The organism is Virgisporangium aliadipatigenens, from assembly GCF_016863615.1.
GTDB classification, from domain to species: domain Bacteria; phylum Actinomycetota; class Actinomycetes; order Mycobacteriales; family Micromonosporaceae; genus Virgisporangium; species Virgisporangium aliadipatigenens.
This window is the reverse complement of record NZ_BOPF01000003.1, coordinates 44,815-57,723: the sequence shown is the minus strand read 5'-3', so window position 1 is coordinate 57,723 and position 12,909 is coordinate 44,815. Positions and strand designations below refer to the sequence as shown.

General features: G+C 71.0%; 14 protein-coding genes. 5 read left to right on the top strand and 9 right to left on the bottom strand.

Features of this window, described 5'->3' with window-relative positions; all coding sequences use genetic code 11:
* The 4 genes from Val02_RS04530 to Val02_RS04515 all read left to right on the top strand — a co-directional run bounded on the left by Val02_RS04530 (window position 1) and on the right by Val02_RS04515 (window position 3,281).
* Window positions 1–582: a TetR/AcrR family transcriptional regulator gene (locus tag Val02_RS04530; protein WP_203897610.1), complete on the top strand. Its 582-nt coding sequence runs from the start codon at window positions 1–3 to the stop codon at window positions 580–582.
* A 72-nt stretch (window positions 583–654) separates the two neighbouring features.
* Window positions 655–1,233 (top strand): DinB family protein, encoded by a 579-nt coding sequence (locus tag Val02_RS04525; protein ID WP_203897609.1) that lies wholly within the window; start codon window positions 655–657, stop codon window positions 1,231–1,233.
* Window positions 1,234–1,240: 7 nt separating this feature from the next.
* Complete coding sequence (locus Val02_RS04520) at window positions 1,241–2,074, top strand: class I SAM-dependent methyltransferase (RefSeq protein ID WP_203897608.1); 834 nt, start codon at window positions 1,241–1,243, stop codon at window positions 2,072–2,074.
* Window positions 2,075–2,105: 31 nt separating this feature from the next.
* Window positions 2,106–3,281: a HEAT repeat domain-containing protein gene (locus tag Val02_RS04515; RefSeq protein ID WP_203897607.1), complete on the top strand. Its 1,176-nt coding sequence runs from the start codon at window positions 2,106–2,108 to the stop codon at window positions 3,279–3,281.
* 69 nt (window positions 3,282–3,350) lie between these two features.
* Here Val02_RS04515 and Val02_RS04510 read toward each other — a convergent pair whose 3' ends face one another.
* From Val02_RS04510 to Val02_RS04470, 9 genes are read right to left on the bottom strand one after another with little or no spacing between them, the layout of a single operon-like run.
* Window positions 3,351–3,965 carry a nuclear transport factor 2 family protein gene (locus Val02_RS04510; protein ID WP_203897606.1) on the bottom strand — a complete coding sequence of 205 codons (615 nt, stop codon included), beginning with the start codon at window positions 3,963–3,965 and terminating at the stop codon, window positions 3,351–3,353.
* A 5-nt stretch (window positions 3,966–3,970) separates the two neighbouring features.
* The gene (locus Val02_RS04505) at window positions 3,971–5,398 is read right to left on the bottom strand and encodes an aldehyde dehydrogenase family protein (RefSeq protein WP_203897605.1); all 1,428 of its coding nucleotides are present in this window, start codon (window positions 5,396–5,398) and stop codon (window positions 3,971–3,973) included.
* 29 nt (window positions 5,399–5,427) lie between these two features.
* Window positions 5,428–6,111 carry a 3-oxoacid CoA-transferase subunit B gene (locus Val02_RS04500; RefSeq protein WP_203897604.1) on the bottom strand — a complete coding sequence of 228 codons (684 nt, stop codon included), beginning with the start codon at window positions 6,109–6,111 and terminating at the stop codon, window positions 5,428–5,430.
* Complete coding sequence (locus tag Val02_RS04495) at window positions 6,108–6,788, bottom strand: 3-oxoacid CoA-transferase subunit A (protein WP_203897603.1); 681 nt, start codon at window positions 6,786–6,788, stop codon at window positions 6,108–6,110. Before Val02_RS04495 ends, Val02_RS04500 begins: the two co-directional genes overlap by 4 nt.
* Window positions 6,785–7,978 carry a thiolase family protein gene (locus Val02_RS04490; RefSeq protein WP_203897602.1) on the bottom strand — a complete coding sequence of 398 codons (1,194 nt, stop codon included), beginning with the start codon at window positions 7,976–7,978 and terminating at the stop codon, window positions 6,785–6,787. Before Val02_RS04490 ends, Val02_RS04495 begins: the two co-directional genes overlap by 4 nt.
* On the bottom strand, window positions 7,975–8,982 hold the full coding sequence (locus tag Val02_RS04485) for an LLM class flavin-dependent oxidoreductase (protein WP_203897601.1): 1,008 nt from the start codon (window positions 8,980–8,982) through the stop codon (window positions 7,975–7,977). Before Val02_RS04485 ends, Val02_RS04490 begins: the two co-directional genes overlap by 4 nt.
* On the bottom strand, window positions 8,983–10,065 hold the full coding sequence (locus Val02_RS04480; RefSeq protein ID WP_203897600.1) for an ABC transporter substrate-binding protein: 1,083 nt from the start codon (window positions 10,063–10,065) through the stop codon (window positions 8,983–8,985).
* A 58-nt stretch (window positions 10,066–10,123) separates the two neighbouring features.
* Window positions 10,124–10,990 (bottom strand): cupin domain-containing protein, encoded by an 867-nt coding sequence (locus Val02_RS04475; RefSeq protein WP_203897599.1) that lies wholly within the window; start codon window positions 10,988–10,990, stop codon window positions 10,124–10,126.
* Between the two features lie 35 nt (window positions 10,991–11,025).
* A complete protein-coding gene (locus Val02_RS04470) occupies window positions 11,026–11,916 on the bottom strand; it encodes a DUF6282 family protein (RefSeq protein WP_203897598.1) in 891 nt (296 codons plus the stop codon).
* Between the two features lie 197 nt (window positions 11,917–12,113).
* Between Val02_RS04470 and Val02_RS04465 the strand changes: the two genes are divergently transcribed.
* The gene (locus tag Val02_RS04465) at window positions 12,114–12,893 is read left to right on the top strand and encodes an IclR family transcriptional regulator (protein WP_203897597.1); all 780 of its coding nucleotides are present in this window, start codon (window positions 12,114–12,116) and stop codon (window positions 12,891–12,893) included.
* Window positions 12,894–12,909 lie beyond the last annotated feature (16 nt).

Genomic DNA, 12,909 nt, shown 5'->3' with positions numbered 1-12,909 from the left:
ATGAGCGACCAGGCGAGACCGGCGCGACGACGCGACCCGGAAGGGCATCGGGCGGCGATCATCGAGGCGGCGCGGCACGCGTTCGCCGAACGCGGCTACAACCGCACGACGTTGCGGGACATCGCGCAGCGGGCCGGGGTCACCCATGGGCTCATCACGCGACAGTTCGCGTCGAAGGAACGGCTGTTCCTCGCGGCGGTGCCGGGCAACCGCGACCTGGAACTGGTGGCGGAGGGCGAGCCGGCGACGCTTCCGGATCGGATCGCGCGTGGCTACATCGACCGGATGGAGGCCGGTGCCGCGGGCGACCCCCTCGTGATCCTGCTGCGCAGCGCCGCCTCCGACGAGCGCGCCGCGGCCGACCTGCTCGTCGCGATGCAGGAACGCAGCATCGGCGTGTACCGATCGGTTCTCGGACCGTCCGTAGTGGACCTGGACGCTCGGGTGGCACTCGTCGGGTCGCAACTGATCGGCCTGACGTTCGTCCGGTACATCGCCCGCATCGAGCCGCTCGCATCGATGCCGCGGGACCGCCTCATCACGTATCTGACGAAAGCGCTGCGGCACATCCTGTTCGACTGACGGCCGGCCCGGGCGGCGGGAACGCGCGCCGACGTTCCGGTCGGCGCGTGGCGCCTGGCAGGCTCTTGGCTCGTGATCGACGATTTCGCCAAGGGCTACCTGCACGCCGACCTGCGGGAGTTCCGGGAAGCGGTGCTCTGGAAGCTCGACGGGCTCGGCGAGTACGACGTGCGCCGCCCGCTGACCCCGACCGGCACCAACCTGCTCGGCCTGGTCAAGCACCTGACGCTCTGGGAGTCCCGGTACTTCGGCGAGGTGTTCGGGCGGCCGTTCCCCGAGCCGTTGCCGCGCTGGGACGACGTCGAGGCGCGCGGCACGGACCTGTGGGCCACGGAGCGGGAGACGCGCGCCGACCTCGTCGGCCGCTACCGGCGGGTGTGGGAACACTCGGACGCGACCATCACCGCCCTGGATCTCGGCGCGCCCGGATGCGTTCCCTGGTGGCCGCGCCCCGAGGTGACGCTGTTCGCCGTCCTGGTGCACATGCTCACCGAGACCGCCCGGCACGCCGGTCACGCCGACATCCTGCGCGAGGGGCTCGACGGGTCGACGGGCACGGGGGCGTTCTCCGCCGGTCCGCGGCCCGATGCGGCACTACTGGCGCAACGGCACGCCCGGATCGAACGGGCCGCCCGCGCCGCGGGTGCATGATGGGTCCGTGCGGGACGCTGACGGCGAGGGCATCAGGGCCCTCTCGGCGGCCACCTACACGGCCGCCGCCGATCACTTCGACGACCCGGTGCTCTCGTTCTGGGACCGGTTCGGGCGCGGCACGGTGGACCGGATCGGCCTGCGGCCGGGCGATCGGGTGCTCGACGCGTGCTGCGGCACCGGCGCCTCCGCGCTTCCCGCCGCGCGTCTGGTGGGCCCCACCGGGCGGGTGCTCGGTGTCGACCTCGCCGAACCGGCGCTCGCCCGCGCCCGGGCCAAGGCGCACCGGCAGGGGCTGACGAACGTCGAGTTCCGGGCTGCCGACGCCGGGCGCACCGGCCTGCCGTCGGAGTCGTTCGACGCGGTCGTCTGCGTCTTCGGCATCTTCTTCCTGCCCGACATGGCCGCCGCCGTCGCCGAACTGTGGCGGCTGGTGCGCCCGTCCGGCACACTCGCCGTCACGGTGTGGGGCCCGCGGTTCCTCGAACCGGCGACGAGCGCGTTCTGGGCCGCCGTCGGTGTCGAACGCGCCGATCTCGTGGGCGGATTTCACCCGTGGACCCGGGTCACCGACGCCACCGCGCTGACGGAACTCCTCCGCCGGGGCGGTGCGGCCGTTCCCGAGGTGGCCGAGGAGCCGGGCACGCACCCGCTGGCGACTCCCGAGGACTGGTGGACCATCGTGCTCGGCACCGGTTACCGGGCGACCGTCGCGCGCCTCGAACCGGCGGCGGCGCAACGGGTCCGGGACGCCACCGTGCGGCGACTGCGCGCGGACGGGGTGCGCGAACTGCGGACGAACGTCGTGTACGCCCGTTCCCGCAAACCGGACGGGGCGTAGGGGAGCCGGCGCGGTGTGACAGGGTGGCGTGATGCCACACAGCGGTGCCGCCCTCGAGTCCGTGATCGAGCACGGCGCGCAACAGGGCGCGCTCGACTACGAGGAGATCGCGCCGACCGTGGAGGCGCTCGTCGATTCCGGCGACCTCACCCTGGTACCCCGCCTGCACGAGGCTCTCGAACGCTTCCTCGACGACGGGAACTTCTACGGTCGCGACATCATCGCCGGCCTGCTCGCCGGCATCGCCGGTGTGGCGGCGTTGCCCGCCCTGTTGCTGGCGGCGGACCGGGACCTCGGCGACGACCAGGACGGCCTGCAGAGCGACATCGACGGGTTGCTCGCCGAGGACCCGGCGGCCGCCCGGCGCATCGTCCTGGACCTCGTCCGCGCCGACGCCCCGCACCGGCGACGCGTGGGGCTGCTGGCGTTGGGCGCCGTGGCGGAGCCCGGCGATGCCGCGCTGCTGGCCGAGGCGGCCGGTCACACCGATCCGGAGATCCGGCTCATGGCGGTCGAGACGGTCGTCGACCCCGCCAGAGACGACCGGGCCTTCGGCATCGTCCGCGCGGCTCTGCACGACGCCGACGAGCACGTGGCGACGGCGGCGATCAACCGGCTCGCGGCGACCGGGCGCCCCGCGGCCGTGGCCGCGCTCGCCGCCGCCACGACACACGACGACCCGCGGATGCGCGCCCGAACGGCCTACGCGCTCGGCAGGCTCGGCGATCCGTCGGCGACACCGGCCCTGCTGGCCCTGCTGCACGACGCGGATCGGCACGTGCGCGACCAGGCCCGGGACGCGCTCGGCGGGATCGGTGCGCCGGCCGCCGTCGACGCGCTGCTCGCCGAGGCCACCGGCGACGACCCGTACCGACGGGCGCAGGCGGCCAAGGCGCTCGCGAAAGCCGCCGACACCGACCCGCGCGCCGCGCCGCACCTGACGCGGCTGGCCCGCGATCCCGACCCGACGGTGCGCGCCGCCACCCTGAGCGGGCTCGCCACCGTCGCGGACGGCTCGTCGCGCTGGGCCGGCCCGGTCACCGAACTGGCGGACGACCCCGACCCGGCGGTCCGGCAACGGGTGGCGTTCGTGGTCGGGCACCTCGCCCCGGAAGAAGCCGAAACGCTGCTCCGGCGCCTCGCCGAGGACCCGGTCGCCACCGTGCGGCAGGCGGCGGCCGGCCGGCTGAACCGGATGGCCCGGTGATCGGTCGAGGCAGAACCCGTCTCCTCATCGGTGAGCAGCAGCCGCGCGAGCAAGCCCGCGGCGCCGTCGCTATTGCGTGCCGGCGAGCCAGGCGGTCTCGCCCTGATGGAACGCGTCGAGCTCGGCCGGCCGGTCGTCGCCGAGCAGGTCCTGACTCACCATCACGCCACGGGTCGACTGGATCCAGGTGATGAACCGGTAGGACGGCCGAAACCCGGCGAGCCGGGCCGCGTCCACCGGGAGCGCCTCACCCGCGTGGACGGGGCGCAGTTCGTCGCGCTCCAGCAGGACCTCGAAGCTCATCAGCCGCCACCGCCCTTCGTCCCGAACGGCACGAGAGAAGAACCGGCAATAGGCGTGGAAGTCGACGTCCACTCCCTCCACCGTGGTCCGGTTGAAGATCTTCGCCGGGCTCTCGACGGTCGCGCGGTCGCCCTCGACCCGCGCGTAGGCGGGGAAGACCCAGTGTTTGCTGTTCCCGGTCCGACCCATCCACGCCTTCGTCGCCTCGACGTAGGCCTCGCCGCCGCGTCCGTCGTACCACGTGGTCCGCACGTAGGCGTCGTCGTGGAAGCAGTCCCGCATCACCTCGAAGAGCCGCTGGTCGCGGGCGAAGCGTTCGCGCCGCACCAGGTCGAAGAGCTCCTCGCGGTCCAGCAGGGCGGCGAGCCGATCGGGGTTCATCCCGTTCACCGTGGGTACCCGAGCACGGCCTTCACCTCGAGGTACTCCTCGAAGCCGAACCGGCCGAACTCCCGCCCGTTCCCGGACTGCTTGTAGCCGCCGAACGGCAGGCTGCGGTCGAACGGAGCGCCGTTGAGGTAGACGCGGCCCGCACGGATGCGGTTGGCGACCCTGCGGGCGCGGTCGGGGTCCTTCGACTGCACGAAGCCCGCCAGGCCGAACGGCGTGTCGTTCGCGATCTCGACGGCCTCGTCCTCGGTCTCGTAGAGCAGGATCGAGAGCACGGGGCCGAAGATCTCCTCGCGCGCGATCCGCATCCGCGGCGTGACGTCGCCGAAGACGGTCGGGCGGACGTAGAACCCGTCGTCGAGCCCGTCGGGGCGTCCCGGGCCGCCGACCACGAGCGTCGCACCCTCGTCGATCCCCGACTGCATGAGCGCGGTGATCTTCTCCAGCTGGGCCCGGCTCACCACGGGCCCCATCGTGGTCGACGGATCGAGCGGGTTCCCGAGACGCACCTCCTCGACCGCCCGTCGCGCGGCGGCGTACGCCTCGTCCCGCTGCGAGCGGTGCACCAGCATCCGCGTGGGCGACTGACAGTTCTGGCCGGCGTTGGTGAAGCACGAGTGCACCCCGGCGATGACCGCGGATTCCAGGTCCGCGTCGGGCAGGACGATGTTGGCCGACTTGCCGCCGAGTTCGAGCGCGACGCGCTTCACCGTGTCGGCCGCCAGCTTGGAAACCCTGATGCCGGCGCCGGTCGAGCCGGTGAGCGAGACCATGTCGATGTCGGGGTGCGCCGCGATGGCCTCACCGACCGTGGGACCGTCGCCGTTGACGAGGTTGAACGCTCCGGGCGGCAGCCCGGCGTCGTGGATGACCTCGGCGAGCACCATGGCGCTGAGCGGCGCGATCTCGCTCGGCTTGAGCACCACCGTGCATCCCGTGGCGAGGGCCGGGGCCACCTTCGAGGCGACCTGGTTCAGCGGCCAGTTCCACGGCGTGATGAGACCGCAGACGCCGATCGGCTCGCGCCGCACGATCCCGGCTCCCATCTCCTCCTCGAAGCGGTAGTCCGCCAGCACGCGGGCCGCCTCCTCGAAGTGGAACAGCGCCACCGTGGCCTGGCGTTCCGTCGAGAACGTGATCGGCGAACCCATCTCGCGGGTCATCGTCCGGGCGATCTCGGGCAGCCGGGCCCGGAAGCCGGAGCTGATCCGCTCGAGGTACTCCAGCCGTTGCTTCACGCTGACCTGCGAGTACGTGGCGAACGCCGCACGCGCCGCCGCCACCGCGCGGTCGACGTCCTCGGCCGTCCCGAGGCTGATCGTCGCGAACGTCTCCTCGGTCGCGGGGTCGACGACGCCCAGGGTCCGCGGCGCGGCCGGATCGACCCACGCACCCCCGATGTAGAACTGGTGCCTGGTGGACATGTCGCTCTCCAACCTCCTGACGGGCGTGGTCACGGTGTAGCCGCGGTGAGCGGGACGTCGACGCGCGAGCGGAGCTCGTGGAACGACATCCCCCACGTCTCCCGGACGAGGACCTGGTCTCCTCCGGTGATCTCGAACGTGGCGACGTCGGTGTAGACCCGGTCCACGCAGCGCAGCGCGGTGAGCGGATACGTACATTCCCTGACGAGCTTCGGCTCGCCGGTCCTGGTGAACAGCGACATCAGCACGAAGACCTGCTTGGCGCCCACGGCGAGGTCCATCGCCCCGCCGACCGCCGGGATCGCGTCGGGCTCACCGGTGTGCCAGTTGGCGAGATCCCCCGACACCGACACCTGATAGGCGCCGAGGACGCACAGGTCGAGGTGGCCGCCTCGCATCATGGCGAACGAGTCGGCGTGGTGGAAGTACGAGGCGCCGGGAAGCTCGGTCACCGGGAACTTGCCGGCATTGATCAGGTCGGGATCGATCGCGTCGCCCGTCGCCGCCGGCCCCATGCCCAGCATGCCGTTCTCGGTGTGCAGGATGACCCCCGACTCCGGGGGGAGGTGGTCGCCGACGGTCGTGGGCTGGCCTATGCCGAGGTTGACGTACGCCCCGCGGGGAATGTCGCCGGCGAGTACCCGGGCCATCTCGTCCCGTCCGAGCGGGCCGCGGTCGGTGTGCTCGACGACGCCCGCGGACACCACACTCATGCCGCCCTCCCCTGCACAGCGGCCACCCGCACGATCCGGTCGACGTAGATGCCCGGGGTGACCACCGCCTCGGGATCCAGCACGCCCGGCTCGACGACGTGCCGCACCTGCACGACGGTGGTCGTCGCGGCCGTCGCCATGACGGGAGCGAAGTTGCGTGCCGTCTTGCGGTAGACGAGGTTCCCGAGGGTGTCCGCGGTGTGGGCGCTGATGAGCGCGACGTCGGCGGCGATGGGCAGTTCGAGGACGTAGGTCCGGCCGTCGATCTCGCGGGTCTCCTTTCCCTCCGCGAGGAGGGTCCCGACTCCGGTGCGGGTGTAGAACCCGCCGATCCCGGCCCCGGCGGCGCGCAGCCGCTCGGCCAGGCTCCCCTGCGGGGCGACCTCGAGCTCGATCTTCCCGTTGCGGTACAGCTCCTCGAAGACCCAGGAGTCCGTCTGCCGGGGGAACGAGCAGACGATCTTGCGCACCTGCCCGGCCGCGAGCAGCGCCGCGAGCCCGGTGTCCGCGTTGCCCGCGTTGTTCGACACGACGGTGAGGTCCCGCGCTCCCTGCCGGATCAGCCCCTCGATCAGGTCGAACGGCATGCCGGCCGTGCCGAAGCCGCCGATCAGCACCGTCGAGCCGTCGGCGATGCCGCTGACCGCCTCGTCGACAGAGGTGCAGAGCCGCGTCATGAGACGTTCTCGAGGACGACCGCCAAGCCTTGGCCCACACCGATGCAGATGGCCGCCAGGCCCCATCGTTCACCGGACTCCACGAGCCGCGCCGCGAGGGTCCCGAGGATGCGCCCGCCGGAGGCGCCCAGCGGGTGCCCGATGGCGATCGCCCCGCCCTTGGCGTTGACGACGTCGGCGTCCCGCAGCCCGAGTTCGAGCCAGGCGTCGACACAGGCGATCGACTGGACGGCGAACGCCTCGTTCAGCTCGACGGCGCCGATGTCCTCCCAGGTGATGCCGGCCCGTTCGAGCGCGTCGTTGGCCGCCTCGACCGGGGCGTAGCCGAACTGCTGCGGCTCCAGCGCCGACCAGCCGCGACCGGCGATCCGCGCGACCGGGTCACGACCGATGGACGCCGCCGCGCGCGCCGAGCCCAGCAGGACCGCGCTCGCGCCGTCGTTCAACGGTGAGCAGTTGCCGGCGGTGATCGTCCCGTCGGGCCGGAACGCCGGCTTCAGCCCGGCCAGCGCCTCGACCGAGGTGCCGGCCCGGATGCTCTCGTCCCGGACCAGGTCGGTGCCGGGGACGGGGACCACGAGGTCGTCGTAGAAGCCCTTCTCCCACGCCTGCGCCGCGAGGCGGTGCGAGCGGGCGCCGAACTCGTCCTGCCGCTCGCGCGAGATCGAGAACTTCTCCCGCAGCTGCTCGTTGCACTCGCCCAGCGAGGCCGTCCACTCGGCGGGCATCCGCTCGTTCACCAGACGCCAGCCCAGCGTCGTGGAGACGGCGGTGACGTCGCCGGCCGGGAACCGACGCGACGGCTTCGGCAGGACCCACGGCGCCCGCGTCATCGACTCCACGCCTCCGGCGATCGCGATCTCCGCGTCGTCGACCTCGATCATGCGTGCGGCCATCATGGCGGCGTCCAGCGACGAGCCGCAGAGCCGGTTCACCGTCGTGGCGGTCACCGCGACGGGCATGCCCGCCAGCAGCACGGCCATCCGGCCGACGTTGCGATTGTCCTCGCCGGCGCCGTTGGCGTTGCCCCAGAACACGTCGTCGACCAGGCCGGGATCCAGGCCCGGCGAGCGGTCGAGAAGTCCCTTCAGTGCGGTCGCGGCCAGATCGTCGGTCCTCGTGTCGGCCAGGGCCCCGTTGAACCGGCCGAACGGGGTCCGGACCGACGCGTACACGAATGAGCTGCTCATCGGGTCGTCTCCACTTCCTGCCCCATCTCGGGAGGCGTCCTTCGCGTGCGTGCGGAACTCGTCGTGGCGTGCCAGTGCGGGAGGACGTGCCGCCCGACGAGGTCGAGCGTGTGGCGGGCGACGTCGGGCGGCGTGCCGAACGGGGCGACCCGCAACTGGACGGACGTGACGCCCGCCCGCACGTACCGGGCGATCGTCGCGTCGATCTCGTCGGGCGTGCCCACCATGGGGAACTCCGGCTCAGTGGGGCCGTCCGCACCCATCCACAAGCCGCGCTCGGTGTAGTAGTCGGAAGCGGCCTTCAGGTGGCACGCGGCGAGTTCGCGAGCAGTGGCGGCATCCTCGTGGACGACGCAGAACCTGGTGGTGGCGACCGCTCCCCCCGGCCGTCCGCCGCGATACGACCAGTAGGCGGCCGACTGTCTGATCAACAGGTCGTCGCGGTAGTTCGTCGCGCCGTAGAAGCCGTCGGCGAGCGTCGCCGCGCGACGGGCCGAGGCAGGTACGCTGCCGCCCACCAGGATCCGCGGCCCGCCGCGCCGCAGCGGGGGTGGGACCGCCACCGGCGAATCGGTGCTCGCGTCGGCGGACCAGGCGTCGCGCAGCAGCGTGAGCGTGGCGTCGAAGGCCGCACCGGCCGGACCTTTCGCGGGCAGCCCGGCCCGTCGGGCGACCTCCGGGCTGCCGAGGCCGAGGCCGAGCGTGAGCTTCCCGCCGCACAGCTGGTCGAGCAGCGCGGCCTCGTAGGCCAGCTTCTCCGGGCTGTACGCGCGCAGGAGCAGCACCGCCGATCCCAGCGCCAGCGACGTCCGGCCGGCCAGATGCCCCAGGACCATCAGGGCGGACGGCAGGTGGAACGGCTGAGCGGCCGCGTGATAGCTCTCCCCCACCCACGCGGAGTCGAACCCGTGCCGCTCCGCGCGGGCGAGCATCGTGACCGTGCGGTCCACCTGTGGGCGCACCGGCTCCCGGGAGCTCAGGTCGAGCGCGATCCCCAGCCGCATTCAGCCGGCGCTCTTCGCTCGTTTGGTGATGTCGTCGTAGGAGAAGTCGTTGAACGCCTTGAACATCTCGTCGGTGTAGATCTCCTTCGCCGGAAACTTCTTGATCATTTTGGCCGAGGTCATCAGGTCGATCGCCCGGGTGCACGCTGCCTCGTCGATCCGGCCCAGGCTCTTGTCGTCGAACCCCTGCCCGGCCAGTCGGACATCGAGAACCTTGATCCCGTCGGCCAGCGCCTTCTCCTCCGGGTCGGACCCGCGGGTCTCCGGGTAGAGCTTCCACAGGGCGCGGATCGCGGCCTCGGGGTTGGCCTTGGCGAAGACGAACGCCTTCGCGACCGCACGACCGAAGCGTTCGAGGACGTCCTTCTTGGCCTTGAGGTTCTTCCGGGTCGTCGCGAAGCCGCCGCCCCACGCGCCCGCCGCCTCCTTGACCGGAAGCGGCGTCAGGTTGACACCGGCGTTCTTGACCATCTGGTACTGGATGTCCCAGAGTGCCAACGCGTCGACCTGGCCGGTCTTGATGGCGTTGATCTGCTGGGCGCCGGCACCGATCGGCACCAGGGTCGCGGCGTCCTGGCTCATCCCGTTGAGCTCCAGCGCCGTCCGGGCGAACGTCGCGCCGGAGCTCGCGACCGCGGAGACGCCGATCTTCTTGCCCTTCAGGTCGGCGATGCTCTTCACGTTCGAGCCGTCCGGCACCTGCAGGCTGTAGATCCACTCCGGCCAGTAGGAGCCGAAGTAGGCCAGGTTCAGGTCCTTGTCGTGCCCGATGGCCACCGGCTCGACCGTCATGAGGCCGAGGTCCGCCCCGCCGCCGGCGACCTGCTGCGCCGCCTGGGTGGCCGACGGGAACAGGTTGGTCGTGACCTTCAGGCCCTCCTCCTCGTAGAAGCCCTCGGCCTCCACGACGGCCATGACCGCGAAGCCCGCGTTCCAGCTCGGGGACGCCATCGCGAACGTCACCGGCGTCAGCCCGCCGGCCTTGGCTGAGTCGTCGTCGGATCCGCACGCGCTCAGCGTCGCCGCCGCGCACAGGACGGCGACCGCACCACTTAAGACCTTCATCGCTCGTCTGGTCGTCACGATGAACCTTCCTTACGGGGGGTGGGGGTGGGGGTGGGGGTGGGTGGCGAGTGTGTCGTTACAGGGTGGGGAGCGGGTAGGTGTCTTCGTTGAGCACTCGGCCCGGCTTCAGGGAGAAGTCCAGACGCGGCGGACAGAAGATGTCGATCAGCTGATTGGTCCCCGATCCCACGGCCTCGCTGGTGTGGATCATGGGTGGCGGGATCACGGCCACCGAAGGACTGCCGCACCGCAGGTGCCGGTCCTCGCGCCATTCGCTGCGCCGCTTCGACCACGGGGTCCGCAGGTGGTGGACGTACTCCCCCTCGACGGCGAGCGAGCACTGCTCGAAGTCGTCGTGGTCGTGCGGCGAGAGGCTGTCCGGGTCGCGCGGACCGATCCTGGGCGCCAGGAAGTTGACCATGAAGGTGCTGCACCGCACGATCTGGCCCGGGCGGACCGCGTCCTGCGTCACCGTCAGGTCGGCCAGCCGGTAGGGCCGGATGCGATAACCCTCCGGCGGGTCCGGCCACGGCTCGAACGGCCTGACGTTCGGGTGCGGCTGCGCGTACGAATCCCGGTTGCGCGCCTTGTCCAGCAGGTCGGTGGAGCGACAGCTGAACAGCCGCACGACGGTGCAGTCGTCGACACCGACGATCGCGCTGCTGCCCGGCGGAACCATCACCACCGCCTTGCCCGAGACCGACACGACCTCCCCCGACGCACGAACCTCGACGTCGCACTCCTCGGCGGGGAGGATCACGACGTACTCGTCCGGCTGATCACCCCGCTCCAGCACGTCGCCGGCGACCAGCGTCGTGTGGGCGAGCACGAAGTTGTGTCCGCGGAAGTACCACGTCGACGATCCGCCAGGGGTCGTCTCGTCGGGATCGCCCGTACCGAGGTCGGAGAACTCCACATCGGGCGGGGTGGCCAGGGTGGTCATCTTCTGTCCTTTCGGGTCAGCGGCAGGATGCCGGTTCAGTCGTCCAGGCCGAGCAGGAAAGCCGGGTTGTCGCAGAAGATCCGGCGCAGCGACCGCTCGTCCAGGCCGAGGTCCAACAGCGCGGTCGCGACGCGGATGTAGGAGTCCACCGGCAGCGGACGATCCTTCTGCCCGAGGTCGGAGGCCATCACGGTGTGCTCCGGACCGATCTTCTCGATCCAGTCGAGGAGGATCTTCGGGTCCCACTTCTTGGTCCCCTCGGGGTCGTAGAAGCCGGTCTCGTGCTCGATGAAAGCTCCGTATCCGACCAGCTCACGACACTTCGCCTCGTCCGCACCGATGACGTAGTCGGGATGGTTGAGCAGCATCCGGGTGACCCCCTTCTCCTTCGCCGCGGCGAACAGCTGGGTGATCGACTCGGTCTCCATGTGACCGCCGGTCACCATCGCTCCGGTCTCCTTCACCAGGTCGAGCACCTCGTAGACCTGCGGGATGAGATCACCGTTCTCCTGGTGGATGTCGACCCGGGACGACGGCACCTCGACGCTCGCCGTGGGGAAGCCGACGCCCTCCGGATGGCAGTCGATGTGCCGGCCGGCCGAGAACGTCGGAAACCACACGGCCTTGCCGCCCATGCGCAACGACATGGCCACCGCCTGCGGGTTGATGCCGCCGACCATGCTGTTCAGGGTTATGCCGCCGAAGACCGGAGTGCTGATCTTCGCCAGCCGGTCGCTCATCGCGAGCAGGTCCATGACGGTGTTGTGGTGGTGGGACTTCACCAGCACGCCCCGCATCCCGAGCCGCTCTCCGTCCTTGCCGGCCTCGGCGTGGTCGATGCGTCGAGGGAACGGGTTCGGACCGGAGTGGCAGTGCAGGTCAACGCAGCCGTTCAGCAGCTTGATGACGGCGGGTGTGTCGGTCATGAAGTCTCCCCCTGGGTCAGCAGTGTTCGCATGACAGACTCTGAGTCCGCTATGCGGTCTGTCAAGAGGAGGGGCGCGAAAGGCACTTGCGCGAAATCCCAGGGAAACCTTGCAGTGGTACGTAGGGCACGCCTACCCTCTGTCCGTACTGCGGACTACGTGAACACTTTGTGGACACCCCAACGAGACGAGGGTCGATGACGGAGCACGAGCTCGACAAGCCGGTGACTGCTCGCGAGCAGGACATCCAGGCGGTGAGCCGGACGGCGCAGATCCTCGGACTGTTCGGACCGGAGACTCCGGAGCTCTCCGTCGCGGAGACCAGCCGCCGGCTCGACCTGAAGCGGACCACGGTGCACCGCTACTTCAGCTCGATGATCGGCTCCGGCCTGCTCGAGCGCGTGGAGGACTCCGCTCTCGTCCGTCCCGGACGGTCGATCCTGCAGCTCGGCAGCTTCGCGCTGGGACAGCAGCGCATCCTGCAGATGGCGCCGGCCTACATGCGCGAGCTCACGCTCGACATCAAGATCAGCATCGTGCTGTCGCTGTGGGGCACCTCCGGCCCGGTGGTCTCGCTGGTGGAGGAGGCCGACCATCCCACCCTGGTGACGGTGCGGGTGGGCTCGCAGCTCGCCCTCAACTCCTCGCAGGCCAAGGTCTTCCTGGCCTTCCTCCCAGACCAGTTCCACGCCGAGCGACTCACCGGCAGTCTCCCCGAGCCCCAGCGCACCGAGACTCGCCGGCGGATCGAGGCGATCCGACAGGCCGGCATGAGCAGCGACGTCAACCACCGCGGCATCTGCGTCGTCGCGGCGCCGGTGTTCGCGGCGACCGGGATCTGCGCCACGATCGCGGCCGTCGGCACCGAGCGGATGCTGCCGGACGCCCTGGACTCCCGCGAGGCCACGGCGTTGAAGGCCGTCTGCAAGCGACTGACCAAGGAGATGGGCGGCACGTGGCCCGAGGCGGCCGACTGATCGCCAGCACGACAGC